This is a genomic window from Microbacterium sp. AG238, from assembly GCF_003610405.1.
Taxonomy (GTDB): Bacteria; Actinomycetota; Actinomycetes; order Actinomycetales; family Microbacteriaceae; genus Microbacterium.
This window is the reverse complement of record NZ_RAQC01000001.1, coordinates 840,670-865,018: the sequence shown is the minus strand read 5'-3', so window position 1 is coordinate 865,018 and position 24,349 is coordinate 840,670. Positions and strand designations below refer to the sequence as shown.

The following is a 24,349-nucleotide window of genomic DNA, read 5'->3' as shown; positions in this document are numbered from 1 at the left end:
AGCGATCACTCCAGCAGCAGGATGTTCGGCAGGTCGGGGTCGAGCTCGCGGCAGAGCGCGTAGAGGGTTCCGGCTGTTCCGACCATGAGCCCTCGCACGGTGGTGATGCCCGACGGCAGTCCGCTGTGCGGGCCGTCTCGATCGATACGCGCGATGACGCGTTCGGCGTAGTCGCTGGCAGCAGGGCCACCACGGCTCTCGATGCCCCGCAGCGCCATGAGGTTCCCCAACGAGCCGTGGCACAGCGAATCGTCCGACGGCAGGTCCGTCGCGGTCTCCAGCGCTCCGAGGTCGGCCAGCGGCAGCAGCGTGTCATCGCCGAGCAGCACGGCAGCGTCGGCGCGCGCGAGCGCGATACCCGCCGTGCCGTGGCACCAGTGCGCGGGAAAGAGGCGTCCCTGCGCGAGTGACTCAGGACGGGCGTCGAGCCACCGCCCGGGCTTCACATCGAAGAGGTTGTCGTCGAAGCCCAGAGCCCGTTGGGCAGCGTCGGCCATGGTGCGATCTGCGAGCCTGGCTGACGCGGCGGCGAGCGCCCATCCGATCCCCGTCGCGCCGTGCGACATGCCGCCCAGACGGGCGCGGGTCGCTCCGCTCTCCCAGACGAGCGCGCCGTCGGAGGTCTCGACGGCGCGCTCGAGGAGGTGGTGCGCGAGCGCGCGGACGGCCACGTCCGTCTCGGCGTCGTCAGCCTCGCGGATGGCCGTCAACACGGCGATGGCACCCGCTGACCCCGCCATGACGTCGAGATAGTCGTCCGTCGCGGCGGCGTCTCTGAATCGGCGGACGGCGCTCGCCCGGGTCGCGCCGAATCGGTCGACCCCGACGATGCTCTCGTAGCGGGCCAACGCGTAGAGAAGCCCGGCCGCCCCGCTGAACGCTCCCACCGGGAGCGTCACGCGCCCGGAGCTCCAGTCATCGAGGATTGCGGCGATCGCGTGGGCGCCGCGCGCGGCGAGGTCGTCGAGTCCCCAGCGAGGGAACGCACGGTGTCCCGCAGCGGCGCCGATGACGATGCCTGCCAGGCCGTCGTAGAGCGTGGGGCCGACAGGGCGGTACTCGAGCCCGGTGCTGTCGACGCTGCTGCACACGCTGATCCACGTCGCGTCGTCTCGTCCGAGGATCGCCGACTCGGCGAGCAGCCGGGCCTGTTGCTCGGCGACCGCACGGATGCCGGTGCGGCGGAGGGGAGTGGCGCCGAGTGGACCGGGAGCGCCTTCGTTCTCGGTCTCGGCGGTCGTGGCCGCCAGAATCGACTCCAGGATGAGGGATTCGCCGGCATCGATGTCGGCTGGGCTGAGGTGCCTGAGACGGGCGACGACATCCTCACGCATGGTTCTGGCGAAGTACTCCGGAACCAACGGGCGGCGGTCGTCGTCGAGGGAGAGCGAGTCCATGTCGACCGTGAAGAGCGGCACATCGAGCCGCCGGAGGGCGCGTTCTTCCGCCCCGATGAGAGGCAGGTCACCGGGATGGTCGGCCAGTCGCGTCCACAGGCTGCGCAAGAGATGGTCGCGATCGATTCCGCTGCGCAGGCGCGACGACTGGCGCATCTCGGCGAGCAGCAGCGAGTACGAGCGCGTCGCGCGGACGATGTGCCGCACGGTCAGCTCGGGAACACCCGAGAGGATGCCGACGACGCGGTCGCGACACGAGATGAGCGCCCGTGAGGTGGCCACGAATCCGTCGGCGAGCGCGTCCCGGTGGCGGCGGACCATACGCAGGGTCATGTCCGGCGGTTGATTCTGCGACGACCCGACGCGCAGCTCGACGGCCTCGATCCGCATCGCGTCGGTGAAGGTCCCGGTGAGTTGATGCGCCATGGCTGTCCGGCCTGTCGGCTGCAGCCCGCCCGTGACGACGCTCACGTCGATGCTCGTGCCCTCACCGGCGGTCAGCTGGACGGGCAGGATTCCGGTGCCCAGCACCGATTCGTTCAGACGGCGTGCTGCCGCCGCAGCCGCGGTGTCGGCGGCGTCGCGGTGGCTGCGATTCTGAACGAGCGTCTCGAGGTCGACGGGAACCGGACCCGCCGCGGATGCGATGACGTTCTCGAGGTGGAGGTCCGACGCGCCGAGCACGTGGGCGATCGCGAGCAGCCCGCCGAGTCTGCGCAGATGATCGCGCAGGTCGACCTCGCCGGGGGCGGCGTGTTCGATGAACTCGACCCACCCGTATCCATCGCGGACCAGCACGTTCGGCGCGCGCAGGCGCACCCCCTCCGGAAGCTCGTCGCCCAGCACCGTCGTGATGACGCGGTAGAGGGCGAAGACGGCGGACTCGCGCGGCTTGTAGACCACCCGTCGACCGTCGTCGAACGTCACGATCGCCACCGACTGCCCGCGATCGTGGGCGTCGCCCGCGAAACGGATGCCGCTGACGGCAGCGATTCCGGGGCAAGGGAGACCGGCTGTCGAGAGCGCCTCGGCATCGCGATCGAGGCGCTCCAGGATCAGACGCACGCGCTCGCGCCAGTTGCCGATCGCTGCGACGAGGTCACGGGCGAGAAGGGGGTAGCGCGAGAGGAAGGACATCCGCCTCGCCGGGTGCGAGAGCGAGGAATCGAGACGCGCGTATGCACCGGCCGACGCGTCGCCGGCCATCTCGGTGAGCAGCGGACGCAGGGCCAGCGCTGCGACCGTCTCGGCCAGTCCGTCGAGCAGATCGCGGCGCGCACCCTCGGGGACCCCGGGCAGACCAGCGAGGAACGACCGCTGAGTCGAGACCATCGGCACCAGGAACGAGGGAAAGGGGATGCGCGTGAGCAGCGCGTTCTCGATGGCGAGCGGACGGCCCGGCCGCCACGGCTCTCCGGTGGTGTGCGTCAGCCAGCACGCGACGTTCTCGATCCACCCGATGCTGTGCTGCCGCGGTGACCAGGGGGCGCCGGTCAGCAGACCCGAGAGCGCTTCGCGGTCGAGGTCACGGGCAGCGAGGTAGCCGTCGAGGATGCCGTCGGCTTCGAGCGCCCGGTCGGACCACGCCCGTGTCATGTCGTCGGTGATGCTCTGCCGTGCCATGGGCCCGAGCCGGCGCTCGTCGAGCGCCGAAGCCTGAAGCAGCGCGATGGTGTCGCGGGTGGTGAGCACGGCGAGCTCCGATCGTGGGTCGTCCAACGGGTGCGGGCGGCGCGGGGTGCCGCGCCGCCCGCGAGCAGCGGTCAGCGACAGGCGCAGATCAGGGTTCCGCACTCGATCGTGAGTGTGCACAGCCAGCCGCTGCTGGCCATGTACGGGCTCACGACGCGCTCGAACTCGGCGTCGATCTGAGCCTGCACCGACGGGGTGGATCCGTCGGTCGAGCGGGCTGCCATGTCCCAACGCGGGCTGATGATCGTCATCTCCTGGTCATGGGTCGTGATCATGATCCGTTCCTTCCTTCGTTCTTCCGCTATCCCTCCTCGGCGGCGGTTGCCGCGGGAGCCCGACGGGGCGGAACCGGAACGGCGCCGACGGCGGGTGCCGCGGTGCGCCCGCATCACTGTCAGTTCCGGCATGCTCCTGCCGTGCTCACTCAAGCCCCCGGCAGACCTTCACCGGAACTATGCGATCCGGGGATTTTCGGCCCGATCCTCCACCTGCCGGAGGAGCGGTCTCCGCTGTTCTGAGGAGGGGGGTGAGCCGCCGACCGAAGGGATATGGTGGCGGCATGCACCGGGGGGACGGCACCACACGGGGTCGCGACTCGCTCGTCGCGGGGGTCGCCATCGCCGGCTGCGTCGCGATGGGGCTGCTCGGGCAGCCCGACTGGGCATGGTCGGCGTTGATGGCCGCGACTCTCGTGTGGCGTCGCTCGCACCCGGTCGTCTTCGCCGTGACGGCCACCGCGATCTCGGCGGTGCACCTCGGCGTCGACGCGTCGCTGCTCCTTCCCGGCGACCTGATCCTGCTCGTGGGCGTCTTCTCCGTCGCGGCCCATGCCTCGGAACGCGCCCAGCACCTGGGCCTGATGCTGGGTCTGCTCTACATCTCGGGGCTCGGTGCCGCCGTTCTCCTCGACATCGGTTTCAGCGCGTCGGCGGGCACGGGCCTCGTCATCGGGCTCGTCGGCATCAGCATGCTCACGGCGTGGGCGTTCGGCCTGCTCGATCGTCGCCGGAGCGAGGCTCTGCGGATGGCGCGACAACGCAGCGAGATGTCCGAACGCGATGCCGAGGCGCGGACACGTCTGGCTGCTTACGAGGAACGCGAGCGGATCAGCGACGAGATGCATGACGTTCTCGCGCACACGCTCACGAACGTCATCGTCCAAGCCGAGAGCGGACGGGCAGCCGCATCCGATCCGGACTCCGCATCGGTGTTCGCGACCATCTCCGCGAGCGGCAGATCAGCCTTGCGGGAGGTCCGTGGGTTGCTCTCGCCTGCAGACGACCTGGACCGCCGCCCGACGCCGTCGCTCGACGATCTCGACGACCTGATCTCCGGTTTCGTCCGTGCGGGCACCCGGCTAGAGGTCGTGGTGCTCGGCGACCCGCACCCGCTCAGCCCCGGCATGTCTCTCGCGGCCTACCGAGTGATCCAGGAGTCGCTCACCAACGCCGTTCGGCACGGATGCGACGGTCCGATCGTGTTGACGGTGTCGTGGGGAAGAGGGGAGCTCGCCGTGTCGGTGGCGAACCCCGTCGGCCCGTCTCCGATCCACCGCCCGGTGCGGGAGCACCGCGGTCTCGCCGGCATGCGGCGGCGGTGCGAGCTGTACGGCGGCGAGCTGACCTACGCTCACGACCGCACGTTCACGGTGCGGGCGGTCTGGCCGCTGGACGTCGTCGTCGACGGTGCCGTCGTATGACGACCTCATCGCCGCCGATCACCGTGCTGGTCGCCGATGACCAGGCGCTCGTCCGTGACGGTTTCAGCCGCATCGTGGACGCGCAGCCCGACATGCGCGCGGTCGGCACGGCGCCCGACGGCGAGGCCGCCGTCGAGCGTGTTCGCGAACTGCGGCCCGACGTCGTGCTCATGGACATCCGGATGCCGCGACTCGATGGGATCGAGGCCACGCGGACACTGACGGCCGAGGCGGTCAGCCCCGCGACGCGGGTGCTCGGACTCACCACCTACGACACCGACTCCTACGCGGTTCGGATCCTGCAGGCCGGTGCGGTCGGGTTCATCCTGAAAGACAGCACAGCCGATCAGCTCGTCGACGCCATCCGGGCCGTGTACGGCGGCACGTTCGCAGTCTCGGCGCCCACCGGCCGCCGCCTTCTCGAGCGCATCGCGATCGACGATACCGAGCCGGCGGAGGGCGACGACGCCCTTCTCGCGGTGCTGACGGGGCGGGAGCGGGCGGTGTTCGAGCAGATCGTCCAGGGGTGCTCCAATCCCGAGATCGCGAGCAGTCTCCACATCGCGGAGGTGACCGTGAAGACCCACGTCGGCCACATCCTCACCAAGCTGCGGGTGAGAGACCGCGTGCATCTGGTGATCTGGGCGCACGAGCGCGGGTTGGCTTCGGTTCGACGCGCGGGGCGCTCACGCACCGACTAGCCCTCTCGGGGCGGTCGGTCCTCCTCCGATCGGAGGAGGACCGCGTGGGGGATGATGCATCTCGCGACCGATCCGCGTGGCGGGTGCTGCGAACGAGGATGGCGGCATGACACGCATCCGGTGGTGCCCGCAGTGAGCACCGTCATCGCCACCCACGGCCTCACGAAGAAGTTCCGCGAGCACACCGCGGTCGACGCGGTCGATCTCTCCGTTCCTCAGGGCGTGGTGTACGGGTTCCTCGGCCCGAACGGGTCGGGGAAGTCGACCACGATGAAGATGCTGCTCGGGCTCAGCCAGCCCACAGCCGGCGAGATCGAGATCTTCGGGCAATCGCTCACCCCCCGCACGCGCGGCGACCTGCTGCCCTCGATCGGTTCGATGATCGAGGCGCCACCCGGCTACGGTCATCTGACGGGCTGGGAGAACATGCTGATCGTCCGAGACATGCTCGGGCTCGTCGACGCGCAGATCCGGACCGCTCTCGAGATCGTCCGGCTGAGCGAGCAGAAGGACAAGCTCGTACGCAACTACTCCCTCGGGATGAAGCAGCGCCTGGGCATCGCCATGGCGCTCGCGCGCGACCCGTCGCTCCTGGTTCTCGACGAGCCCACCAACGGCCTCGATCCGGCCGGTATCGAAGAGATCCGCGATCTGCTCATCGAGCTCGCGGGCCAGGGCATCACGGTCATGGTCTCGAGTCACCTGCTCGACGAGATCGACAAGATGGCGTCTGTGCTCGGCATCCTCTCGGCGGGCAGGTTGATCTTCCAGGGCACCCGCGCCGACCTGTTCGCCCACTCGCTGCCCGACCTCGTCATCGAGACACCGTCGATCGATGCGGCGCTGCGCGCCGTGCCGTACGCGACGATCACGGGTGGCGGCATCCGGTTGAGCGGACACGACAACGAAGCGACTGCCGCACTGGTCGCCCTGCTTGTCGCTGCCGACGTCCGGATCCACCAGGTGCGTCGTGTGCAGCAGAGCCTCGAGGACGTCTTCATGGACCTCACCGGCCGGGGAGGTCTGCTGTGAGCGACGTCGTCCTCGAAATTCGCAAGATGCGGCGGCTGCGCACCATTCCGGTCCTCGTCGGCCTCGTGCTGGCGGTCGCAGCGCTGAGCTCGGCGTCGCTCTTTTCGGGCACCGCCCGCGAGACCTTCGACGACCCGGCGGCATCGCCGTGGGCCGCGCTCCTGCTCTCGTACACGATGATGGCGGCGATGACGTCGCCGCTGCTGGCAGCGGTGCTCGCGAGCAGGCAGACCGACATCGAGCACTCTGGCAACGGATGGGTGCTCGCAGCGGGGGCAGGCCGGACTCCGGGTCGGCTCTGCGCAGCGAAACTCCTCACCCTCGCGTTCACGCTCGCCCCCGCGATCGCGCTACAGACCGCGGCGGTCGTCGCGATCGGTGTGCTCGCGGGCATCCGTGTGCCGATCGATCCGATTCCCTGGATCGCGTACACCGGACTGCTCTTCGTGCTCGATGTCGTCTTCTGCGGTCTTCACATCCTGCTCGCCGCACGAGTGGAGAACCAGCTCGTCAGCGTCGGGGTGGGGGTGCTCGGGTCGTTCCTCGCCGTGTTCTCTCTCCTGCTGCCCGCCGCGGTCAGCCGCGCCATCCCCTGGGGCTACTACGCCGTCATCTCGCAAGCGGGGCAGGAGGGGGACTCGGTGGGGTACGTGCAGGCGCCCTACCCGTGGATCATCGGGTTCGTGGCCCTGGCGGCGCTCGTCATCGCGGTCGGCATCCGACGCCTCGATCCGATCGGAGCCTGACGATGTTCCGAGCCGAGATGCGCAAACTCCGCCGCTCCAGCACGTGGATCATCGCGATCGTCCTGCCGCTCCTCGCCGTCGTCACCGGCACGCTCAACCTGGCGGCCAACGCCGACGCGCTCGACGCGGGCTGGGCATCGTTCACGTCGCAGGTGGTGCTCTTCTACGGGCTGCTCTTCTTCTCGATGGGGATCAGTCTCCTCGCCGCCGCGGTCTGGCGCGCGGAGCACCGCGGGTCGAACTGGAACCTGCTGCTCACCTCCACGGTGCGGCCGGTGGGTCTGGCCACCGCGAAGGTCGCCGCCGTCCTCGTGCCGGTCGCGCTGATGCAGGTCGTGCTGATCGTGGGCACCGCGGCAGCGGGCACGTTCGTCCTCGGCCTCGACGGCGGCTTCCCGTGGCAGTTCGCGGTCGTGGGAGTCGTCGCGATCGTCGCCGCCATCCCGCTCATCGCACTCCAGTCGCTGTTGTCGATGCTGATGCGCTCTTTCGCCGCCCCCGTGGCGATCTGCCTGCTCGGCTGCGTCGCGGGGGTGGCCGCTGTGACGTCGCCGACCCTCCGGCCGCTCGGTCACGTGATTCCCCAGGCGATCAACACCAGGGCGCTGAACCTCGGATCGACGGCCATCGCCGGCTCGGGCGGACTGACGCTCGGCGATACGCTGCCGTTGCTCGCCACGGGGATCGGCGGCGGCGCCGTCGTGCTGCTGGTCACGGCGACCCTGCTGCGCACGGTCAAGCTGCGGTGACGGCGCGCCGCGCCCGGTCTACCGCTCGTCGAGCTCGGCCATCGCGTCGGCGAGGACACGCGCGACGGGCCAGGCGCCGTCGGCCGTGTTACTCATCACCGTCGCGGTGGTCGCTGTCGACGGGTGATGGACCGACCTGAACGACGAGCCGACATCGCATCCCTCGAGGACGACACCGGAGCCGGTCTCGGTCAGCCAGAATCCGAGACCGTACCGCATCTCCTCGTCGTCGACCGAGGAGCGGGGTGCGGTCATGAGAGCCACGGATTCCGGCGAGACGATGCGCCCGTCGAAGAACGCGCGCCAGAACCGGTGCACGTCGGCGATCGTCGTCGACGCGCCGCCGTCGCCGCCGGCGCGGACAGGCAGATGCAGCGTGTTGACGCGCAGTCCGTCGTCGAAGACGTAGCCGCGAGCGTGGTCGCCGCCGAGTTCGTCGGTGCGCGGGAAGTCGGTGTCGGCGAGGCCGGCGGGGGTGAGGACGAGGTCGTGCACGACCTCGTGGAATCCCCGGCCCGTGACCCGTTCGATGATGATCGCGAGCACGACGTAGCCGCTGTTGCAGTACGAGAACGTCTCTCCGGGACGGGCCTTCGGAGGGATGCCGTCGAGCAGGGGCAGGAACGCCTCCGCGGTCGTCAGCGTGTGCACGGGTACTCCGAGGTAGAACTCCGATACGTCGAGATCGTCGTCCTCGTCGATATAGTCGCCGATTCCCGACGTGTGTCCGAGGAGCTGTTCGACGGTGACCGTGTCGTCGATGAGGGGCAGGTCGTCACCGAGCACCTCTCGGACAGCCGTGTCGAGTGCGAGGCTGCCGTCCTCGACGAGGCGCATCACCGCCAGCGCGGTGAAGGCCTTGCTTCCTGACGCGATCGCGAAGCGGGTGCTCTCCGAGACGGGCGTCCCGCTCGCGCGGTCGGCGAGTCCGTGTGCCCTGCGCCATACCGAGACGTCGCCGGCGTCGACGCCGACGATTCCCGAGAACGGTTGCTCGTCGATCGCGGCCTGAAGCGACCCCTCATCGATGATGATGCTCTCCGTCGCGCTCATGCTCCCCACTGTGCCAGGTGCGCGTCGCCCCGCGCGACCCGCTTCGGACCTGTGGATCACCCCGTCACGACGAGGCGAAGCGGTGCCGGAGTGCGGCGTGACTCAGCGCCGTGAACGTCTCGGGCTCGCTCAAGAGCATGTTGCGCAGCCGCGTCTCGTCGACCCATTGGGCAGCGCGCGACCCGTCGCCCGTCGTCCGCGGGCGCCCGGACGCGATCGCATCGACGACGGCGAGGACCGAGGGGTACGGCCCCTCGACCATCTGCACGAGCTGCACGCCGGCGCTCACCTGAACTCTGTCGCCGAGCAGTTCGTGATCGCTACGGGCACCCAGAACGTCGACGTCGACGAGGCCCGTCTCCTCCTGCAATTCGCGGGCAGCGCACACGGCGATCGTCTCGAAGGCCCGCCACTTTCCGCCGGGGAGCTCCCACCGCCCGCTGTTCGCGGGATCGGAGTGCGGCTTCCAACGCTGCTGCAGCAGAACGTGCTCCGGACGTTCGCGTTCACGCGCGATGACATAGACGTTCGGCAACACCAGCTGTTCCATCGTTCTCGGTCCCTTGCTCTCGCCCCCACTGTCCCAGCACGCGCCGGTTCCTCCCCAGCGGAGAGTCATCGCGTGACGTCGATCCTGCCATTACGGTCATGGACTCGCGTGCATCGCGTCAGTTGACTGGGACCGGTCACAGTCACGGCAACGAAGGAGTTTGCATGACCATCCGATACACAGCAGCCATCGCTCGTACGACGGTGGGAGCAGCCGTCGTCCTGACGCTCGCGGTCAGCGCCGGGTGCTCGAGTGCACCGCGCGACGCCGACACCAGCCTGACGTGGAATGCCGCCGCGCGGGCCTATGAGATCGAGCCGGAGATCGCCAGAGGCGACGTACCGCTGAAGGTCTGGGTCGAGTACCCCGAGTACGGCGAGGCGCTCGTCGAGGCCTTCACCACCCTGCACCCCGACATCCGCATCGACGTGACGACGGTGTCGAAAGTCGATGCCGTCGCGAAGATGGAGCTCGATGGCGAAGCCGGAACCGGTGCGGACGTGTACTTCACGAACTTCACCGACTTGTCCGGCGCGATCGACTCGGGCGTGGCGGCTCCGTTGGGCGAGTACGCCGACGACATCGCCTCGCGAGTCGGCGACTCTTTCGCCGACGTCGTCAGCCGCGACGGCGAGCTCTACGGCGTGCCCGTGTCGACGGAGTCGATCGCCCTGTTCTATAACAAGACCCTCCTGGAACACCTCACCGGTTCGCCCGCGCCCGCGACGACCTGGGAGCAGATTCGCGAGCTCGCCGCCGCCTACAACGACCCCCGCGCGAACCGCTGGACGATCCGCTGGCTGAGCGGCCAGCTCTACTACGCCTACCCGGTGCTCAGCTCGCTCGGCTGGCATCTCGGTGCCGACGCGGGCGCCCCCGGTCTCGACGCGCCCGCGCTCACTGCCGGACTCGAGTACTACGGCGCACTGCGTGATCTCTGGCCGGTCAACTCGGCGGATGCCACGTGGGACTCCATCGAGATGGAGTTCGCGAAGGGACAGACCCCCTACGCGATCACGGGGCCGTGGTCGATCGGCGACTTCACTGCGGGGGCGGCGGAGAACGGCTTCGAGTTCGGCGTGACGACCCTTCCCTCCGTCGAGGGCGGCGGTGACGCCGCGACGCTCGCGGGTCTGGGCGTCGGAGTCGTCTCGGGTTACTCCCAGCATCCCGGTGCAGCGCGGGTATTCGCAGCGTTCCTCGCATCCGACGAGGCAGCCGCCGCGCTGTACCGGACGACGGGTGGCATCCCCGCTCTGACCAGAGTCAATGCGCAGGCCATTCCCGGTCTCGCCGATGACCCCTATGCGAACGGGGTGCTCGCGCAGGCCGAGCGGTCCGACCTGGTGGCCGACGTCGGAGACGCGCTCTGGACGGTCGGCAACAGCCTCGTGGCCAGTGTGTGGGACGGCGTCCTCGACCCGGCAGCCGCGCAGCAGCAGGCCGTGACCGGCTATGCCGACCTGACCGGGCTGGGGGAGTGAGTCCGCGCCGACGCGGGACGAGCCCGGCGGCCCCGTGGTCGCTGGGGCTCGCCTCCGCACTGGTTCCCGGTCTAGGGCAACTGCTCAACCGCGAGTGGGGCAAAGGAGTGGCGGTTCTGGTCGTCAGCGCCGCGGCCGTCGCGACGGAGCTGCTCACCGGGCACTACGCGAACCTGTCGGGGTACACGGCTCGCACACACGGGGGCTTCTTCGTCCGCGGCCTCTGGGGTCTCGTGACCCTCGGCACGCGACCGCGCGCCATGACGGTGGCGGGCCTGTCCGCAGGCGACCATTCGATCGTCCTGATGATCAACGGCATCATCGCAGTGCTCGTCCTCTCGCTGATCGCGGCGATCACCGTCTGGGCTGTCCGCGATGCCGCACGGACTCGGCTGCGGCTCATCACGACCGGAGAACGCCTGACCGCAGGGGAGTGGGCGCGCGCCACTCGGCAGACGGCCTTCCCTTACCTCGTTCTCACCCCCACCCTCATCCTGCTGCTCTTCGTCACCGCGCTGCCGGTCGTCTTCGGCATCCTCATCGCGTTCACCGACTACAGCAGCGACAACCTGCCGCCGATGAAGCTGGTCGAATGGGTCGGGATCGCGAACTTCCGTCAATTGCTCGGTGCCGGGTCGTGGGGTGCGACGTTCTTCGGCGTTCTCGGATGGACGGTGTTGTGGGCGGCGCTGGCGACCGCGACGACCTATGCGCTCGGGTTCCTGCAGGCCGTGCTCGTGTCGAGCCGGCGTGTGCGGCTGCCGCGTCTGTGGCGGAGCATCTTCTTTCTGCCCTGGGCGGTGCCGGCCATGATCTCCGCCCTCGTGTTCCGCTCGATGTTCAACGGTCAGTTCGGGCCGATCAGCCAAACCCTCGTCGACCTCGGCATCACGTCAGACAGAGTGATGTGGCTGACCGACCCCGCGAACCCCTGGCTCGCGCGGATCGTCGCACTCGTGGTGAACCTCTGGCTGGGGTTCCCCTACTTCATGGCCCTCATCAGCGGCGCGCTGACGAACATCTCACCGAGCTACTACGAGGCCGCGCGCATCGACGGCGCATCCGCGGTGCAGCAGGTGCGGTACCTGACGCTTCCCATCGTGCTGCGTGCCACCGGGCCGCTGATCGTCCTGTCGTTCGTGGCGAACTTCAACAACTTCGGAGTCATCTACTTCCTCACCCAGGGCGGACCCGCCAACCCCGACTACCGGTACGCCGGCAGCACCGACATCCTCATCACCTGGCTCTACAAGCTCACGCTCGACAACGGTCTCTACGACATCGCCTCGGTCATGTCGATCCTGATCTTCGTCATCGTGGGGAGCTTCTCCGTCTGGAGCCTGCGTCGTTCGAAGGCGTTCACCGATGCATAGAACCCGTAACCGAATCGCGACCGTCGTGATCCACGTCGAGCTCGTCGTCGTCGCGGTCATTGTGCTCTACCCGCTGGCGTGGATCGTCGGCTCGTCGCTGGGGTCCGGTCGCTCGCTCGCGCAAGCGTCGGCGATCCCCACCGACCCGACGCTCGCCAACTACGTGCGTCTGTTCACCGATACCCCGTTCGCCACCTGGTACGTCAACTCGTTCATCGTGGCGGTGTCGAACATGGTGCTCAGCGTGCTGCTCTCGGCGATCGCCGCGTACGTGTTCGCCCGGCTGCGCTTCGCTGGACGACGCCTAGGACTTCTGGTGATGCTCGTCATCCAGATCTTCCCGACGTTCATGACGGCCATCGCGATCTACATCCTGTATCTGAACTTCGGGCTGCTCGACAGCCTCGCCGGGCTTGTGATCGCGAGCGTCGCCGCGGCGGTGCCCTACAACATCTGGCTGCTCAAGGGCTACCTCGACGGCATCTCGACCAGCCTCGATGAGGCGGCCGTGCTCGATGGGGCATCGCACCTGCAGATCTTCACGCGCATCCTGCTGCCGCTGATGACGCCGATGCTGACGTTCGTCGCCGTCACCCAGTTCGCGGTGCCGTGGATGGACTTCATCCTGCCGCGTCTGCTGATCAGCAGCCCGCGGAACTACACGGTCGCCATCGGGCTGTTCCAGCTGATCTCCGACCAGACGCGGAACGACTTCACGACATTCGCGGCGGGGGCGATCCTCGTCGCGGTACCCATCACCGTGCTCTACATGGTGCTCCAGCGATACCTGGTCGCTGGGCTCGCTCAAGGAGGAGAGAAGGAATGACGACGACATCACTGCAGATCCGGGGTGCCGACGTGTCGATGACCGCAGAGGTCGAGGCGCTCGGCGGTTGGTTCTCGGATGCCGCGGGCGCGAGGGATCTGTTCCGGATCCTCGCCGACCACGGAGTGAACCTCGCACGCCTGCGTGTGTGGGTGGATCCGACCGATGCGCAGGGACGCCCGTACCAGGGCGGCACGAACGATCTCGCCACGACGTTGCGACTGGCCGAGCGCGCGCGTGACGCGGGGCTCGGCTTGATGATCGATCTCCACTACAGCGACTTCTGGGCCGACCCGAAGAAGCAATCGTTGCCCCGTTCGTGGGAGGGACGTGATCTCGACGGCATCTGCGAGGCGGTCGGCGCGCACACCGCCGACGTCGTCGCCGCCGTGCGCGCGAACGCCGGCAGCCCCGAGTGGGTGCAGGTCGGCAACGAGACGACGAACGGGATGCTGTGGCCGTTCGGCCGGACACCGCGGTACGACCTCGAGCTGCGCGCCTTCGAACCGGTGCCGGCGGACGAGGCTCGTGAGCAGTACAACCGTCTCGCCCGGCTCCTGCAGGCGGGGTCGACCGCCGTGCGGGCTACGGACTCCCGATCGCGCATCGTGCTGCATCTCGACGCCGGCGGCGCGGCCGACCTCTACCGTCGGTGGTTCGACGAGATCACGACGAGGGGCGTCGACTTCGATGCCGTCGGGCTGTCGTACTACCCGCTGTGGCACGGATCGCTGAGCGACCTCAGCGTCAACCTCCACCAGCTCGTCGAACGCTATGCGAAGGATGTCATCGTCGTCGAGACCGCATATGCGCATCGTCCGGACAATCCAGCGGGGACTTCGATGTTCGACGCGCACTCGCCGGCGGCGGTCTATCCGGCCTCGGTCGCGGGTCAGGCGCGGTTCCTCGATGACCTCGCGGGTGTCGTTCGCGCTGTCCCCGGGGGCCGCGGCCTGGGGATCGTGTACTGGGAGCCCGCGTGGCTGCCCGTGCCCGGGACGTCCTGGGCGTCGGCGGAGGGGATGGCCTATGGGAACGACGTGGCCGAGCCGGGCAACGGCTGGGCGAATCAGACGCTTTTCGACGAGCGTGGATGCGCTCTCGACTCGTTGCGCGCGCTCGGGGCGACCGCCGGTCGGCCCGATCCGATGAGGGAGGAAGAGTCATGACGTACCGATCATGGCGGCGGGCGTCCGGGCTCGTCGCGGCGACCGCCGTCGTTCTCGTCGCCGCGACCCTGCCCGCGACGACGGCGACGGCGGCCGCCGATGCCGATGACTTCGTGATGGGCGGCGACCTCGGGATGATCCACGAAGTCGAGGCTCTCGGCGGAAGCTACTCGCGCGGCGGCGTCACGGGCGACCCGATCGAGATCATGGGCGACGCCGGCATGAATCTCGCTCGGCTGCGCCTCTGGGTCGATCCGTACACCGTCGCCGGCGAACCCTACGGTGGCGGCACGAACGATCTGGCCACCACGATCGCGACCGCGCAACGAGCGAAAGCGGCGGGGATGGACATCCTCCTCGACTTCCACCTCAGCGACTGGTGGGCCGACCCCGGAACGCAGACGGTGCCGAAAGCGTGGCGGGGTCTCACCTACCCGCAACTGGTATCGACCGTTCGCGCATACACCGAGGACGTCATCGACGCGATGCGTGCGGCCGGGGTCCGGCCCGACATGGTGCAGATGGGCAATGAGATCCCGGGCGGCATCCTCTGGGACCACGGGCGCGTGGGCAACGGCGTCTCCGATTTCACCCAGCTCGCCGGGTTGTTGAAAGCGGGGATCGCGGGAGTCGAGGCGGCGCTCCGCGGCGGGGAAGACATCGAGATCGTGCTGCACCTCGACCACGGCGGCGACAACGCCCTCTATCGCTGGTGGTTCGACGCGGTCACGGCGCAGGGTGTGCCGTACGACATCATCGGGCTGTCGTACTACCCGTTCTGGCACGGGACCATGGGCCAGCTCGCGGCCAACCTCAACGACATCAGCGCGCGCTACGGCAAGGACGTTCTCATCGTCGAGACCGCGTACGGATGGACCCTCGGCGACGCCGACGGCCTCGGCAACTCGTTCTACACGGCCGAGGAAGCGGCCGGGGGATATCCGGCGACCGTCGCGGGCCAAACCGCCTTCCTCCGAGACCTGCGAGACATCGTCCGCGCCGTGCCGGGCGGGCGGGGGCGTGGACTGATCTGGTGGGAGCCGGCCTGGCTGCCGGTGCCGGGCGCGAACTGGGGAACGGAGGCGGGCAAGCTCGACAACGATGACCCGGGTGTCCTCTCCAACCCGTGGGATAACCAGACGCTGTTCGACGGGAACGGGCGAGCCCTGTCGACTCTCGGCGTGTTCGGTGAGGTCCCGCCGCCGAATCTCGTGGTCAACGGCGGCTTCGAGCAGGACGGTTACACGAACAGCCCGACCGGATGGGGCGTGTGGTCGCCGGGAGGTGCGCACGCCGACGCGGTGTTCACGCAGGATCCCGCGGTCGTGGGCGCGCTCAAGCTCACGTTCTGGAAAGCGACTGCCTACACCGCATCGGTCTATCAGACGCTCGAAGGGATGCCGTCGGGGCTCTACCGAATCTCGGCATGGAGCCTCAACAGCGGCGGACAGACCTCCGCCTACCTGTATGCGAAGAACTCCGGCGTGCCCGAGCGGCGGTCGGCCATTCCCATCAGTGCGAATGACTGGACGCGGGTGTCCCTCGATGTGCCCGTCACGAACGGAACGCTCGAGATCGGCTTCTACACGGAGGCCGCCGGCGGTTCCTGGCTCAACATCGACGACGTCCGCGTCCAGCGAGTCGGATGACGTTCGCTAGGCTCATCCTCCGTTCGGGAGGGGCAGGCGGTGACGACGAAGCAAGGTGCTCGCGCGGTCGCGTGGCGGGTTCTGCGGCATCCGCTTCTGTGGAGTGCGGTCTGCCTCGTCGGCGCCGTTCCCCTGCTCAGCACCGAACATGACTTCTGGGGGTTCCTCCTCTGCCTGCTCGGCGGATGGTCAGCGGCCCACGCACTGATCCGACGCCTCCTCACGCTGCCCGGCACGCTGTCGCTCGCCCTCCATCTGGCTGCATCGGTCGGCGCGGCGCTGCTGCTGTTCGCGCTGACCGCCGATGGCGGATGGCGGCATGTGCTCCCGCCTGCCATAGCCGCAGCGATCGGGTTCGCCGCGGTCCCGGGGGCGGGCTGGATCTGGCTCACGCTCATCGGTCGGACCTCCGCGGCCGTCGCCAGTGCGTCGCGCCGCCGCGCGGCGACGCTCGTCGTGCCCGAATGGGAGCGCGTCGGCGACGCCTGGCACCTGCGTCTCGCCGCGGTTTCCCTGCGCTCGCCGGTGTTCGTCGCGATCACCGCGACGATCGCCGTGCTCGGCGGAGGCCTCATCACGGCGGTCGTGATCGTGTTCGACGACGTCGTCCAGCGGATGGGGCCCCTCCTTCTGCTCCTGGTCCTCGGCTGGGTCGTCGGGGCGCCCGGCTATCTCGTGGTGCGCGCGATCGCCCATCGGCGGACGGCGGATGTCGTGGTCACCCTCGAGGCGGCCCGTGGCTCGGCGACCGTCCGCGTGGTGCGCTCGTCCGACGGCGACGTCCTCGTCGAGGCGCCGGCCAGCGCTATCGGGTCGCTGCAGTTCGCGCCGAGGAGCAGCCCGACCCGTATCGTCATCCGTCCGTCCTACGGGCCAGGCCTCGTCCTGCTGGTCGGCCTGGCACTGCCGCGCCGGGACACGGCCCCGACGTTCCCGCTGCCTCCCGCGGACCTCGTCCACCGGCTCGCGTCGGCCGGTCTCGTTCCGCGTGCTTCTCGCCGCTCGCGAAACGGCGACCTCGCCCTCGAGTTCGCTGGCGGTGGCACCCCGACCTGATGTCCGACGTGCGATAGCGTCGAGGGTCGTCCGCTCCTGACGAAAGGCCCGCCGCCCATGGACGCCGTTTTCGCCGTGGTCGGCATCGCCGTCGCCGTCATCATGCTGTCGATCGCGGTCGCCAGCGCCGTGTTCGCCCGATCGTCCGACGTCGTCGCGGAGTGGCGGAACGAACGCGACTCGGTGCTCTTCGCCGTATCGACGCAGCGCTGGCGGAGGGTCCTGGTGCGCATCTGCGGAGTCGTGGCGCTGCTCGTCGGCGTCATGAATCTCGTGGCACCGATCACGCGTCCGGAGGACTCGCCCGCACGGCGGATCGTGGGGCTGGGGGCCCTGCTCATCGGTGCGGCGCTGGTGTGGCTCGCGCACGGGATGAGCAGGATGCGGCTCGAGGTCTCGCGGGACGCGATCTTCGTCTCGCGAGGCTTCTTGCCCCCGGTTCGGGTCGCGGTTGCGGACATCACCCGGCTGCGCCCGCACGCGGCTCACCGGTACAGCGGACTTCTCGCGAAGCAGGGCCGGCAGACGGTCTTCACAGCGACCTCGGCCATGACGGGCTACGGGCAGCTCGTGGCCCACGTGAACGCCGAGCGCCCCGATCTCTTCGTGTCGGGTGGCTTCCGCTGAGGAGTCGAGCGAGGGCGTGCTTGACCCCGCCGCTACGTCAGGGTGCTGACTGGCTGCATGAGAATCGCTCCGGTGGCCTACCTGGCCTCGTACTTCCTGTCGCTGCTCGGCAACTCCGTGGCCGCCGTAGCACTCCCGCTCATCGTGCTCCAGGCGACGGGCAGTGTCCTGGGCGCCGGCATCCTCGCGGCTTCGACCGCCGTGCCCGCCGTCGCCGCGGGCCTGTTCATGGGGGTCGTGATCGATCGGATCAACCGGCGCACGTCGTCCGTGGTCACAGACCTGGTCTCGGCGGCTTCACTCGCCGCGCTCCCGATCGTCGATCTGGTCACGGGGCTCGACATCGGCTGGTTCATCCTTTTCGGTGTGATCGGTTCGCTCGGTGACGTTCCGGGGCTGACCGCTCGCGAAGCCCTGCTGCCCGCTGTGGTGAGGTACTCGGGGGTCTCTTCGGAGCGGCTCGTCGGAATCCGGGAGGCCCTCGGCGCGCTGGCCCTGATCGTCGGTCCTGCTGCGGCGGGAACACTGATGGCGCTGTTCGCAGGTTCTACCGTGCTCTGGCTCACCGCGGCGGCATCCGGAGCTGCGGCCCTCCTGACGCTGCTCATCCCGGGCCGCATCGGGACCATCAGCCCGCCTGCCGACGAGGCGGTGCAGGCGAGCGGCTGGCGGATGCTGCGAGACGGCTGGCGGATGCTGCTGCGAACACCGTTCCTGCTGGTGACCACGGGTCTCGGCCTCATCTCCGTGCTGGTCCTCGCACCGCTGCAGGGACTCATCCTGCCCGTCTACGTCACCCTCGTCGGGCGCCCCGAGATGCTCGGCTTCGTGCTGAGCGCTCTGGCGATCGGAATGCTGCTCGGCGGATCCGTCTTCGCCGTCCTCGGTCGTCATGGAGACCGTCGCGTCTGGCTCGTCGTCGGTCTCGTCGGCAACGCGATCGGATTCGTCGTGGTCGGGGCGCTCGCATCGATCGAGGCGATCCTGGTGGGGGCCGTCGTCATCGGTCTGTGCGGAGGTGCTTTCGGCAGCCTCATCGGGGTGCTGATGATCGAGCGGATTCCCGACGACATGCGCGGACGGATCATGGGCACCCAGAACGCCCTCACCACCGCGGCACCGGCCGCGGGCTTCGTCGCTGCAGCGCTGTTGACCGAGCATCTCGGCGTCGAGATCGCCGCCCTGATCATCATCTCGCCCTGGCTCGTCGCCCTGGTGTGGGGACTCGCGACGCCGCATCTGCGTAATCTGGAGCGGCGGCCGGACGCCGAGCGAGCGGAGGTGGTCGTCGGTGCAGAGCAGTGAACTCGCCCGGCTCGCGGGTGTGACGGTGCGATCGCTCCGGCACTGGCATCAGATCGGGGTCCTGCCCGAGCCCGCTCGCAGCGCCAACGGATATCGAGATTACGACGCCGTCGACTTCGTGCGGGTGCTGCGGATCCGGCGACTCGCGTCGCTGGGCATGCCGCTCGAACGTATGGGGGCCGTGCTCGACCGCGGTGAGAACTCGACCCGAATCCTCGACGACCTCGACTCCGAGCTCTCGGCGCAGATCGATCGGCTGACTCGCCAACGTGAGCTGATCGCGCGAATGCGTGACGCCGGCGCGAGCCCGGATGTCCCGCCCGAGCTCGCTCCCGTCGTGAGCGCATTCGTTGCAGCAGGCCTCTCGCCCGAGATGGCGCGGTTCGACCGTGACCAGGCCGTGCTCCTCGCGCACCTCGCGGGGGAGGAGGGGCTGCCGCAGCTCGTGCGGTTCTACGAACGCCTCGCGGGCCCGGGGCGCGCGCGAGCGGCCGCCGATCTCATGAACCGCTTCGGTGCGATCGACGACGCGACGGATGCCGCTGTCGTCGACGCGATCGTCGACGAGCTCGTCGACGTCTGTCTCGATCTCTTCGACGAGATCGACGATCCGGGCATCGGAAACCGGCTCTCCGGCGCCGCGCACGTGGTCAGCGAGTACGCGGACAAATCCCTGAGCCCGCGGCAGCGCGCGGTGCTCGATCGGGTCGAGAACCGGCTGGCCGGGAGCTGAGGCGCTACCGGGAGGGCGGGGCAGCCACCGACCCGCCGGTACGGATCGGCATCGGCACGCGTTCGAGACGGGGCGCGTCACCGAGAACGGCGAGCATCGCTGCCGCCCGACGTCCGAGTTCGATGTGGGGCAGCGCGATCGAGGTGAGCTCGGGATCGACCGCGCGAGCATAGGGGCTGCCGTCGAACCCGATCACCGACACATCCGTGGGAACCCGCAGTCCCGCGTGATGCAGCGCCTGATAGGCGCCGACGGCGAGTGCGTCGTTCGCGCAGACGAGCGCGGTCGGAGCGCTCCGCGATTCCGCCAGCAGTCTCGCGACGGCCCGTCGCCCGTTCGCGACGTCCCAGTCGTCGTCGATCGTGGCGACCCCGGCGAGGGACGTGCCCGCGGCGGCCAGCACCGAATCGATCCCCGCCCGCCGCTCGGCCAGCGCGATGGGGTCCCATTCCGGCCAGGCGGCTCCGCCTGTGGAACCCGCGGGCAGGGCGCCGACGAACCAGATGCCGTCACGGTGTCCGTGATCGAGCAGCATCCGGGCGGCATCACGGCCCGCTGCGATCTCGTCGGGCACGACCGCGTCGATCGAAGCGTCTGCGGTCACGCAGTTCAGCAATACCGTCGGGACGCCCTCGAGCGACCGCGGCAGAGCGATGGTGCGTGTGAACATCGACGCGTAGATGACACCGTCGATGTCGCGGCCGAGAAGGCTCTGCAGCAACTGCTCCTCGAGATCAGCGTCGCCCTGAGTGTCGACGGTGAACAGGAGGGTGTCGTGCTCGCGGAGCTCCTGCATCGCGCCACGGACCATCGAGTTGGCGAACGAGGTGCTGCTGACGAAGTCCGACACGAGGGCCACGGTGCCCGAACGGCCGGTGCGCAGCGTCTGGGCGGTGATGTTGGGGCGGTAGCCGAGCTCGTCCGCAGCGCGACGGACCCGCTCGAATACGTCGTCGGACAGTCGCTGATCGGTGCGGCCGTTCATCACGAACGAGACGGCCGAGCGCGAGACTCCGGCACGCTCCGCGACCTCCCGCAGTGTCACCCGGGGTGCCCGTCGGGTCGGGGGAGTGTCGGTCATGTCCTCGTTCCGGCTGTCGGTCGCGGTTCTCGAAAGCTAACACGGACGACGCGGCCCGCTCGGGAGCATGTCCCGAGCGGGCCGCGCTGACTCAGCCGAATCGTCGCCGACGGAGCAATGCGACGCCCGCCGACATGAGGGCCGCGGCCACTCCGCCGAGCATCCACAGCGGCAGCGGGTCACCACCCGAGCGCGCGAGGACGCCCCTCGCCGCACCGGCGGGCGTCGTGTCCGCCGCGCCGGATTCGGCGACTTGCTCACCGGGGCCGGCCGTCACCGTCACCGTGATGGTGGCGGTCACCTCGGTTCCCCGTGCGTCCGCCACGCGATAGCTCACCGGAACCGCCGTGCCCTCGAACCCGGCGTCCGCAACGAACGAGACGACGGCCGCATTCAGCTCGTAGCGACCCTGACCGTCGGCGACGACCGACGTGGTCGGCGCGCCGGACGCATCGAGGAGGGTGAGCGAGGACGGGACGAGAGGGACGTCGGCATCGCCGGGGAGGTCGTTGGCGAGCGGGCTCACCGCAACAGCGGCATCCGCAGGTCCGGACGCGAGGTCGTCCACCGCGTGCGGAGTGACGGCGACGAAGCCGTCACCCAGGTCGGCGACGAAGGACGAGACCCAGGCGAGGGCCGAGTTCCAGTTCACGGTGATCTCGTTGACCGACCACGCCCCGATGTTGTCGACGTAACAGGCCTGCGGTGCGCACCCCTGCAGCCAGGCTCCCGCGACGGGGTCCTGGATCGACGAGTTGGGCCCGCCCGCGACCGTGCCGACGGGAGGATGGGGCAGGGCGGGGTCGAGGGCGTTCGCGTACCACCGGCTGTGCTGATTGCGCGCGTCGTTCGTGCCGTACCCGGTGATGTACGACTGCCCGAGCACGTTGCGGCCCAGCAGGTAATCGAACCCTTCGACGACGGCATCGGCGTACCGCGGGCGCTGGGTGAGATCGAACGCCGTCCCGAGGACGACCTGGTTGTTCAGCACCGACGAGTTCGATCCCCAGTCGTACAGCCCCTCATCCGGCGCGTACGGCTGACCGAACGGCTGTGCGCGCTGATCGGCGATCAGACGCTCGGCGGCATCGATCACCGACCCGCGGATGCGGTCGATGTCGGGGAGGTCTGTCGCGAACCGGGCGAGCTGCATGCGGCCGAGCGCCGCCACGTCTCCCCAGTAGAAGCCGCCCGGCCCGAACACATCCGACTGATGCAGCGGATTTGCCTCGAGCTCGTCGCGGTAACGGTCGCTGCCGGTCGTGATGTACAGCTCCGCTGCCGCCCAGTAGAACTCGTCGGTCACCACGTCGTCGGCGTACGTTCCTCCACCCGTGCCGTCTTCTTCCGGGGCGAGCAGATCGGGGTGGGCGAGCGCGGCGTCGTAGGCCCGTTCCGCGGCGGCGAGCAGCCGCGCCGCGAACTCTTCGTCGAACGGCGCGAACAGGCGTGCTGCCTGCGCGGCGGTGGCAGCCACGTTCAACGTCGCCGCCGTCGACGGTCGGTGCAGCAGCCTCTCTTGCGAGTCGTCGTGCGGCATGAGGGGCAACCCGGTCCACGCGCGGTCGTGCACCTTGTGCCAGGCCATCCCGGCCAGCGGGTCACCGGCGGGTACCTGCATCCGCAACAGGAACTCCATCTGCCATCGCGCTTCGTCGAGGATGTCGGGCACGCCGTTGCCGCGCTCGGGCACGGCGAGGGTCGAATCGCCCAGCGCGTCCGCCGTGCCCGCGGCAACGGCTCGCTCGTAGGCGGACATCACCTGGGCCACGGCGATTCCGCCGTTCACGACGTACTTGCCGTGGTCGCCTGCGTCGTACCAGCCGCCGCGGACGTCGTGTCGATCGGTGCAGGTCCATCCGCCGGACCACGTCTGCGGTTCGAGGCACCCCACGTTCCCGTCGCCCTGGTTCGGTGACGTGTCGACATGGCCGGCGGGGCGAGCGTATTCCGCGCCCGCGATGTCGCCGTCGATCTCGATGCCGGATCGGTTCGTGTAGAAGAAGCGCATCGAATCGGTGCGCAGCGATTGGAAGACCTCGGCGGAGATCGTGAACGGATGGCTGGTGTCGGCGCCGACCCGGAGCCTCACGTCCGCCGCCTCCTGGGAGTAGGAGCCGAAGTCGACCGTGTGCACGGCGGTTCCCGCACTTGCGTCGAAGCCTGCCGGCTCGGTCTCGCCCTCGGCGAGGACGGATCCGTCGGGTGCCTCGAGGGCCCACGGCAGCGGTGCCGTGGCACCCGACACGACGGTCGCGCGCTTGGGGCCGTGCAGCAGATACCCGACCTGATTGACCTTGACGGCGGGGCCGGGGTCGGCCGTGTACGAGTAGGCGGTGCCCTGGAGTGAGATCTCGTCGAAGCAGATGTCGGTTCCGGCCGGTACCGCACCGAGGCGGAACTGCACCTGGCCGAGGTGGTACTCCGTAGCCGGTGTCGTCGCGAAAGCGACCTCGTACTGCTGCGGTTCGAGCCCGAGAGCGAAGGACTGCTCAATCCAGTCGGTCGGCGACGCGCCCGTGTACGTGCCGACCTTGGCTGAGATGGTCGCGCCCGTCGAGGCGGATGCGGTGAAGCTCAGGCGAAATCCGGTGTCGCCGGGCAGAAAGATGTCGTTGTGGCCGAGGAGCACGTCCCACAGGTCGGGCGTCTGCTCCGTCACCGTCGCGCACATCCGCTGCGCGGGGTTCGACAGTGACACCGGTCCGCTGGTCCACCACGGGGCCGTGCTCTGGTCGAGCGTGGGGTTGGGGAGCAGCTCGTCGTCGCCGACCGGGATGACCGGGGGAGTCGACCCGTCCTGGGCGACCAGGCTCACGTCGTCGACGCAGAACCGGGTGGCGGTGTTCGCGCCGAGGCGGAACTGCAGTTCCGATACGGTGCCGTTTCCCAGGTCGCGCGCCGTGAACTCCTCGCTGACTTGCTGCCATTCGACGGTCAGGGGTGTGCTCTGTGAGAGATACGTCGTGTAGACGGCATCCGGGACCGTGGGCGCGACCTGCGTGACGACCGTGGCGGGCGCATCGGCGCGGACCCTTGCCGTCAACGTATAGGTGACGCCGTCGGCCAGGGCAAGGTCGCTCTGACCGACGAGTACGTCCCAGGGGTTCTCGCTGTCCGGCACCCCGGCGCAGAAGGCGCCGGTCGCGGTGTCGAAGCTGTCGACACCGGCCGACCACCAGGGTTCATGGCCGGTCGAGAAGTCTCCGTTCCGCACGAGCTCCGCCGGGGCCGCGGTGGCGACCGCCGGAAGGGCGGTCATCGCGGCTCCCACGAGCATCCCCGTCGTGATCACGGCTGTCGCGCGTCTCGTCCGACGCAGCTTCATCGCATCCATTCAAGCTCCTTCGCTCGTCTGAGAGCGCTCCCAGGGAGCGCTCCCACGAACGCTAGCAGAACGCCTCCGGCCGCGATCGGCCTGTTCGGC

Annotated in this window: 20 protein-coding genes; 14 read left to right on the top strand and 6 right to left on the bottom strand. The window is 69.2% G+C overall.

Annotated elements, in window-relative coordinates:
• Positions 1-5 precede the first annotated feature (5 nt).
• Together lanM and DEU36_RS04075 are read right to left on the bottom strand one after the other, a co-directional pair.
• A complete protein-coding gene (gene lanM / locus DEU36_RS04080) occupies positions 6-3,089 on the bottom strand; it encodes a type 2 lanthipeptide synthetase LanM (RefSeq protein WP_120263035.1) in 3,084 nt (1,027 codons plus the stop codon).
• Positions 3,090-3,160: 71 nt separating this feature from the next.
• A complete protein-coding gene (locus DEU36_RS04075; RefSeq protein ID WP_120263034.1) occupies positions 3,161-3,364 on the bottom strand; it encodes a hypothetical protein in 204 nt (67 codons plus the stop codon).
• 284 nt (positions 3,365-3,648) lie between these two features.
• On the opposite strand from DEU36_RS04075, the gene DEU36_RS04070 reads away from it, so the two are divergent.
• The 5 genes from DEU36_RS04070 (at position 3,649) to DEU36_RS04050 (ending at position 8,016) form a co-directional block, all read left to right on the top strand.
• Entirely contained in the window at positions 3,649-4,788 is a 1,140-nt protein-coding gene (locus DEU36_RS04070) for a sensor histidine kinase (RefSeq protein WP_183045286.1), read from the top strand.
• Positions 4,785-5,489 (top strand): response regulator transcription factor, encoded by a 705-nt coding sequence (locus tag DEU36_RS04065; RefSeq protein WP_120263032.1) that lies wholly within the window; start codon positions 4,785-4,787, stop codon positions 5,487-5,489. The genes DEU36_RS04070 and DEU36_RS04065 overlap by 4 nt, the downstream gene beginning before the upstream one ends.
• 132 nt (positions 5,490-5,621) lie before the next feature.
• A complete protein-coding gene (locus tag DEU36_RS04060) occupies positions 5,622-6,521 on the top strand; it encodes an ABC transporter ATP-binding protein (RefSeq protein WP_120263031.1) in 900 nt (299 codons plus the stop codon).
• On the top strand, positions 6,518-7,267 hold the full coding sequence (locus tag DEU36_RS04055) for an ABC transporter permease (RefSeq protein ID WP_259455205.1): 750 nt from the start codon (positions 6,518-6,520) through the stop codon (positions 7,265-7,267). Before DEU36_RS04060 ends, DEU36_RS04055 begins: the two co-directional genes overlap by 4 nt.
• A 2-nt stretch (positions 7,268-7,269) precedes the next feature.
• Complete coding sequence (locus DEU36_RS04050) at positions 7,270-8,016, top strand: ABC transporter permease (RefSeq protein WP_120263030.1); 747 nt, start codon at positions 7,270-7,272, stop codon at positions 8,014-8,016.
• Between the two features lie 18 nt (positions 8,017-8,034).
• Here DEU36_RS04050 and DEU36_RS04045 read toward each other — a convergent pair whose 3' ends face one another.
• A complete protein-coding gene (locus tag DEU36_RS04045) occupies positions 8,035-9,069 on the bottom strand; it encodes a serine hydrolase (RefSeq protein WP_120263029.1) in 1,035 nt (344 codons plus the stop codon).
• A gap of 64 nt (positions 9,070-9,133) precedes the next feature.
• The gene (locus tag DEU36_RS04040; protein ID WP_183045285.1) at positions 9,134-9,619 is read right to left on the bottom strand and encodes an NUDIX hydrolase; all 486 of its coding nucleotides are present in this window, start codon (positions 9,617-9,619) and stop codon (positions 9,134-9,136) included.
• A gap of 164 nt (positions 9,620-9,783) precedes the next feature.
• Between DEU36_RS04040 and DEU36_RS04035 the strand changes: the two genes are divergently transcribed.
• From DEU36_RS04035 to DEU36_RS03995, 9 genes are read left to right on the top strand one after another with little or no spacing between them, the layout of a single operon-like run.
• Entirely contained in the window at positions 9,784-11,103 is a 1,320-nt protein-coding gene (locus tag DEU36_RS04035; protein WP_183045284.1) for an extracellular solute-binding protein, read from the top strand.
• A complete protein-coding gene (locus DEU36_RS04030) occupies positions 11,100-12,476 on the top strand; it encodes a carbohydrate ABC transporter permease (RefSeq protein WP_120263026.1) in 1,377 nt (458 codons plus the stop codon). Before DEU36_RS04035 ends, DEU36_RS04030 begins: the two co-directional genes overlap by 4 nt.
• Entirely contained in the window at positions 12,469-13,302 is an 834-nt protein-coding gene (locus DEU36_RS04025; RefSeq protein WP_120263025.1) for a sugar ABC transporter permease, read from the top strand. Before DEU36_RS04030 ends, DEU36_RS04025 begins: the two co-directional genes overlap by 8 nt.
• Positions 13,299-14,471, top strand: a complete 1,173-nt coding sequence (locus tag DEU36_RS04020) for a glycosyl hydrolase 53 family protein (protein WP_120263024.1) — start codon at positions 13,299-13,301, stop codon at positions 14,469-14,471. The genes DEU36_RS04025 and DEU36_RS04020 overlap by 4 nt, the downstream gene beginning before the upstream one ends.
• Positions 14,468-16,120 (top strand): glycosyl hydrolase 53 family protein, encoded by a 1,653-nt coding sequence (locus DEU36_RS04015; RefSeq protein WP_120263023.1) that lies wholly within the window; start codon positions 14,468-14,470, stop codon positions 16,118-16,120. Before DEU36_RS04020 ends, DEU36_RS04015 begins: the two co-directional genes overlap by 4 nt.
• 39 nt (positions 16,121-16,159) lie before the next feature.
• On the top strand, positions 16,160-17,176 hold the full coding sequence (locus tag DEU36_RS04010) for a hypothetical protein (RefSeq protein ID WP_120263022.1): 1,017 nt from the start codon (positions 16,160-16,162) through the stop codon (positions 17,174-17,176).
• A 57-nt stretch (positions 17,177-17,233) separates the two neighbouring features.
• On the top strand, positions 17,234-17,803 hold the full coding sequence (locus DEU36_RS04005) for a hypothetical protein (RefSeq protein WP_120263021.1): 570 nt from the start codon (positions 17,234-17,236) through the stop codon (positions 17,801-17,803).
• Between the two features lie 57 nt (positions 17,804-17,860).
• Positions 17,861-19,108 (top strand): MFS transporter, encoded by a 1,248-nt coding sequence (locus DEU36_RS04000; protein WP_120263020.1) that lies wholly within the window; start codon positions 17,861-17,863, stop codon positions 19,106-19,108.
• Complete coding sequence (locus tag DEU36_RS03995) at positions 19,095-19,841, top strand: MerR family transcriptional regulator (protein WP_120263019.1); 747 nt, start codon at positions 19,095-19,097, stop codon at positions 19,839-19,841. The genes DEU36_RS04000 and DEU36_RS03995 overlap by 14 nt, the downstream gene beginning before the upstream one ends.
• A gap of 4 nt (positions 19,842-19,845) precedes the next feature.
• Here the strand turns inward: DEU36_RS03995 and DEU36_RS03990 are convergent, their stop codons facing one another.
• Both DEU36_RS03990 and DEU36_RS03985 read right to left on the bottom strand, forming a co-directional pair.
• Positions 19,846-20,922: a LacI family DNA-binding transcriptional regulator gene (locus tag DEU36_RS03990; protein WP_120263018.1), complete on the bottom strand. Its 1,077-nt coding sequence runs from the start codon at positions 20,920-20,922 to the stop codon at positions 19,846-19,848.
• Between the two features lie 91 nt (positions 20,923-21,013).
• On the bottom strand, positions 21,014-24,259 hold the full coding sequence (locus DEU36_RS03985; RefSeq protein WP_120263017.1) for a glycoside hydrolase family 9 protein: 3,246 nt from the start codon (positions 24,257-24,259) through the stop codon (positions 21,014-21,016).
• Positions 24,260-24,349 lie beyond the last annotated feature (90 nt).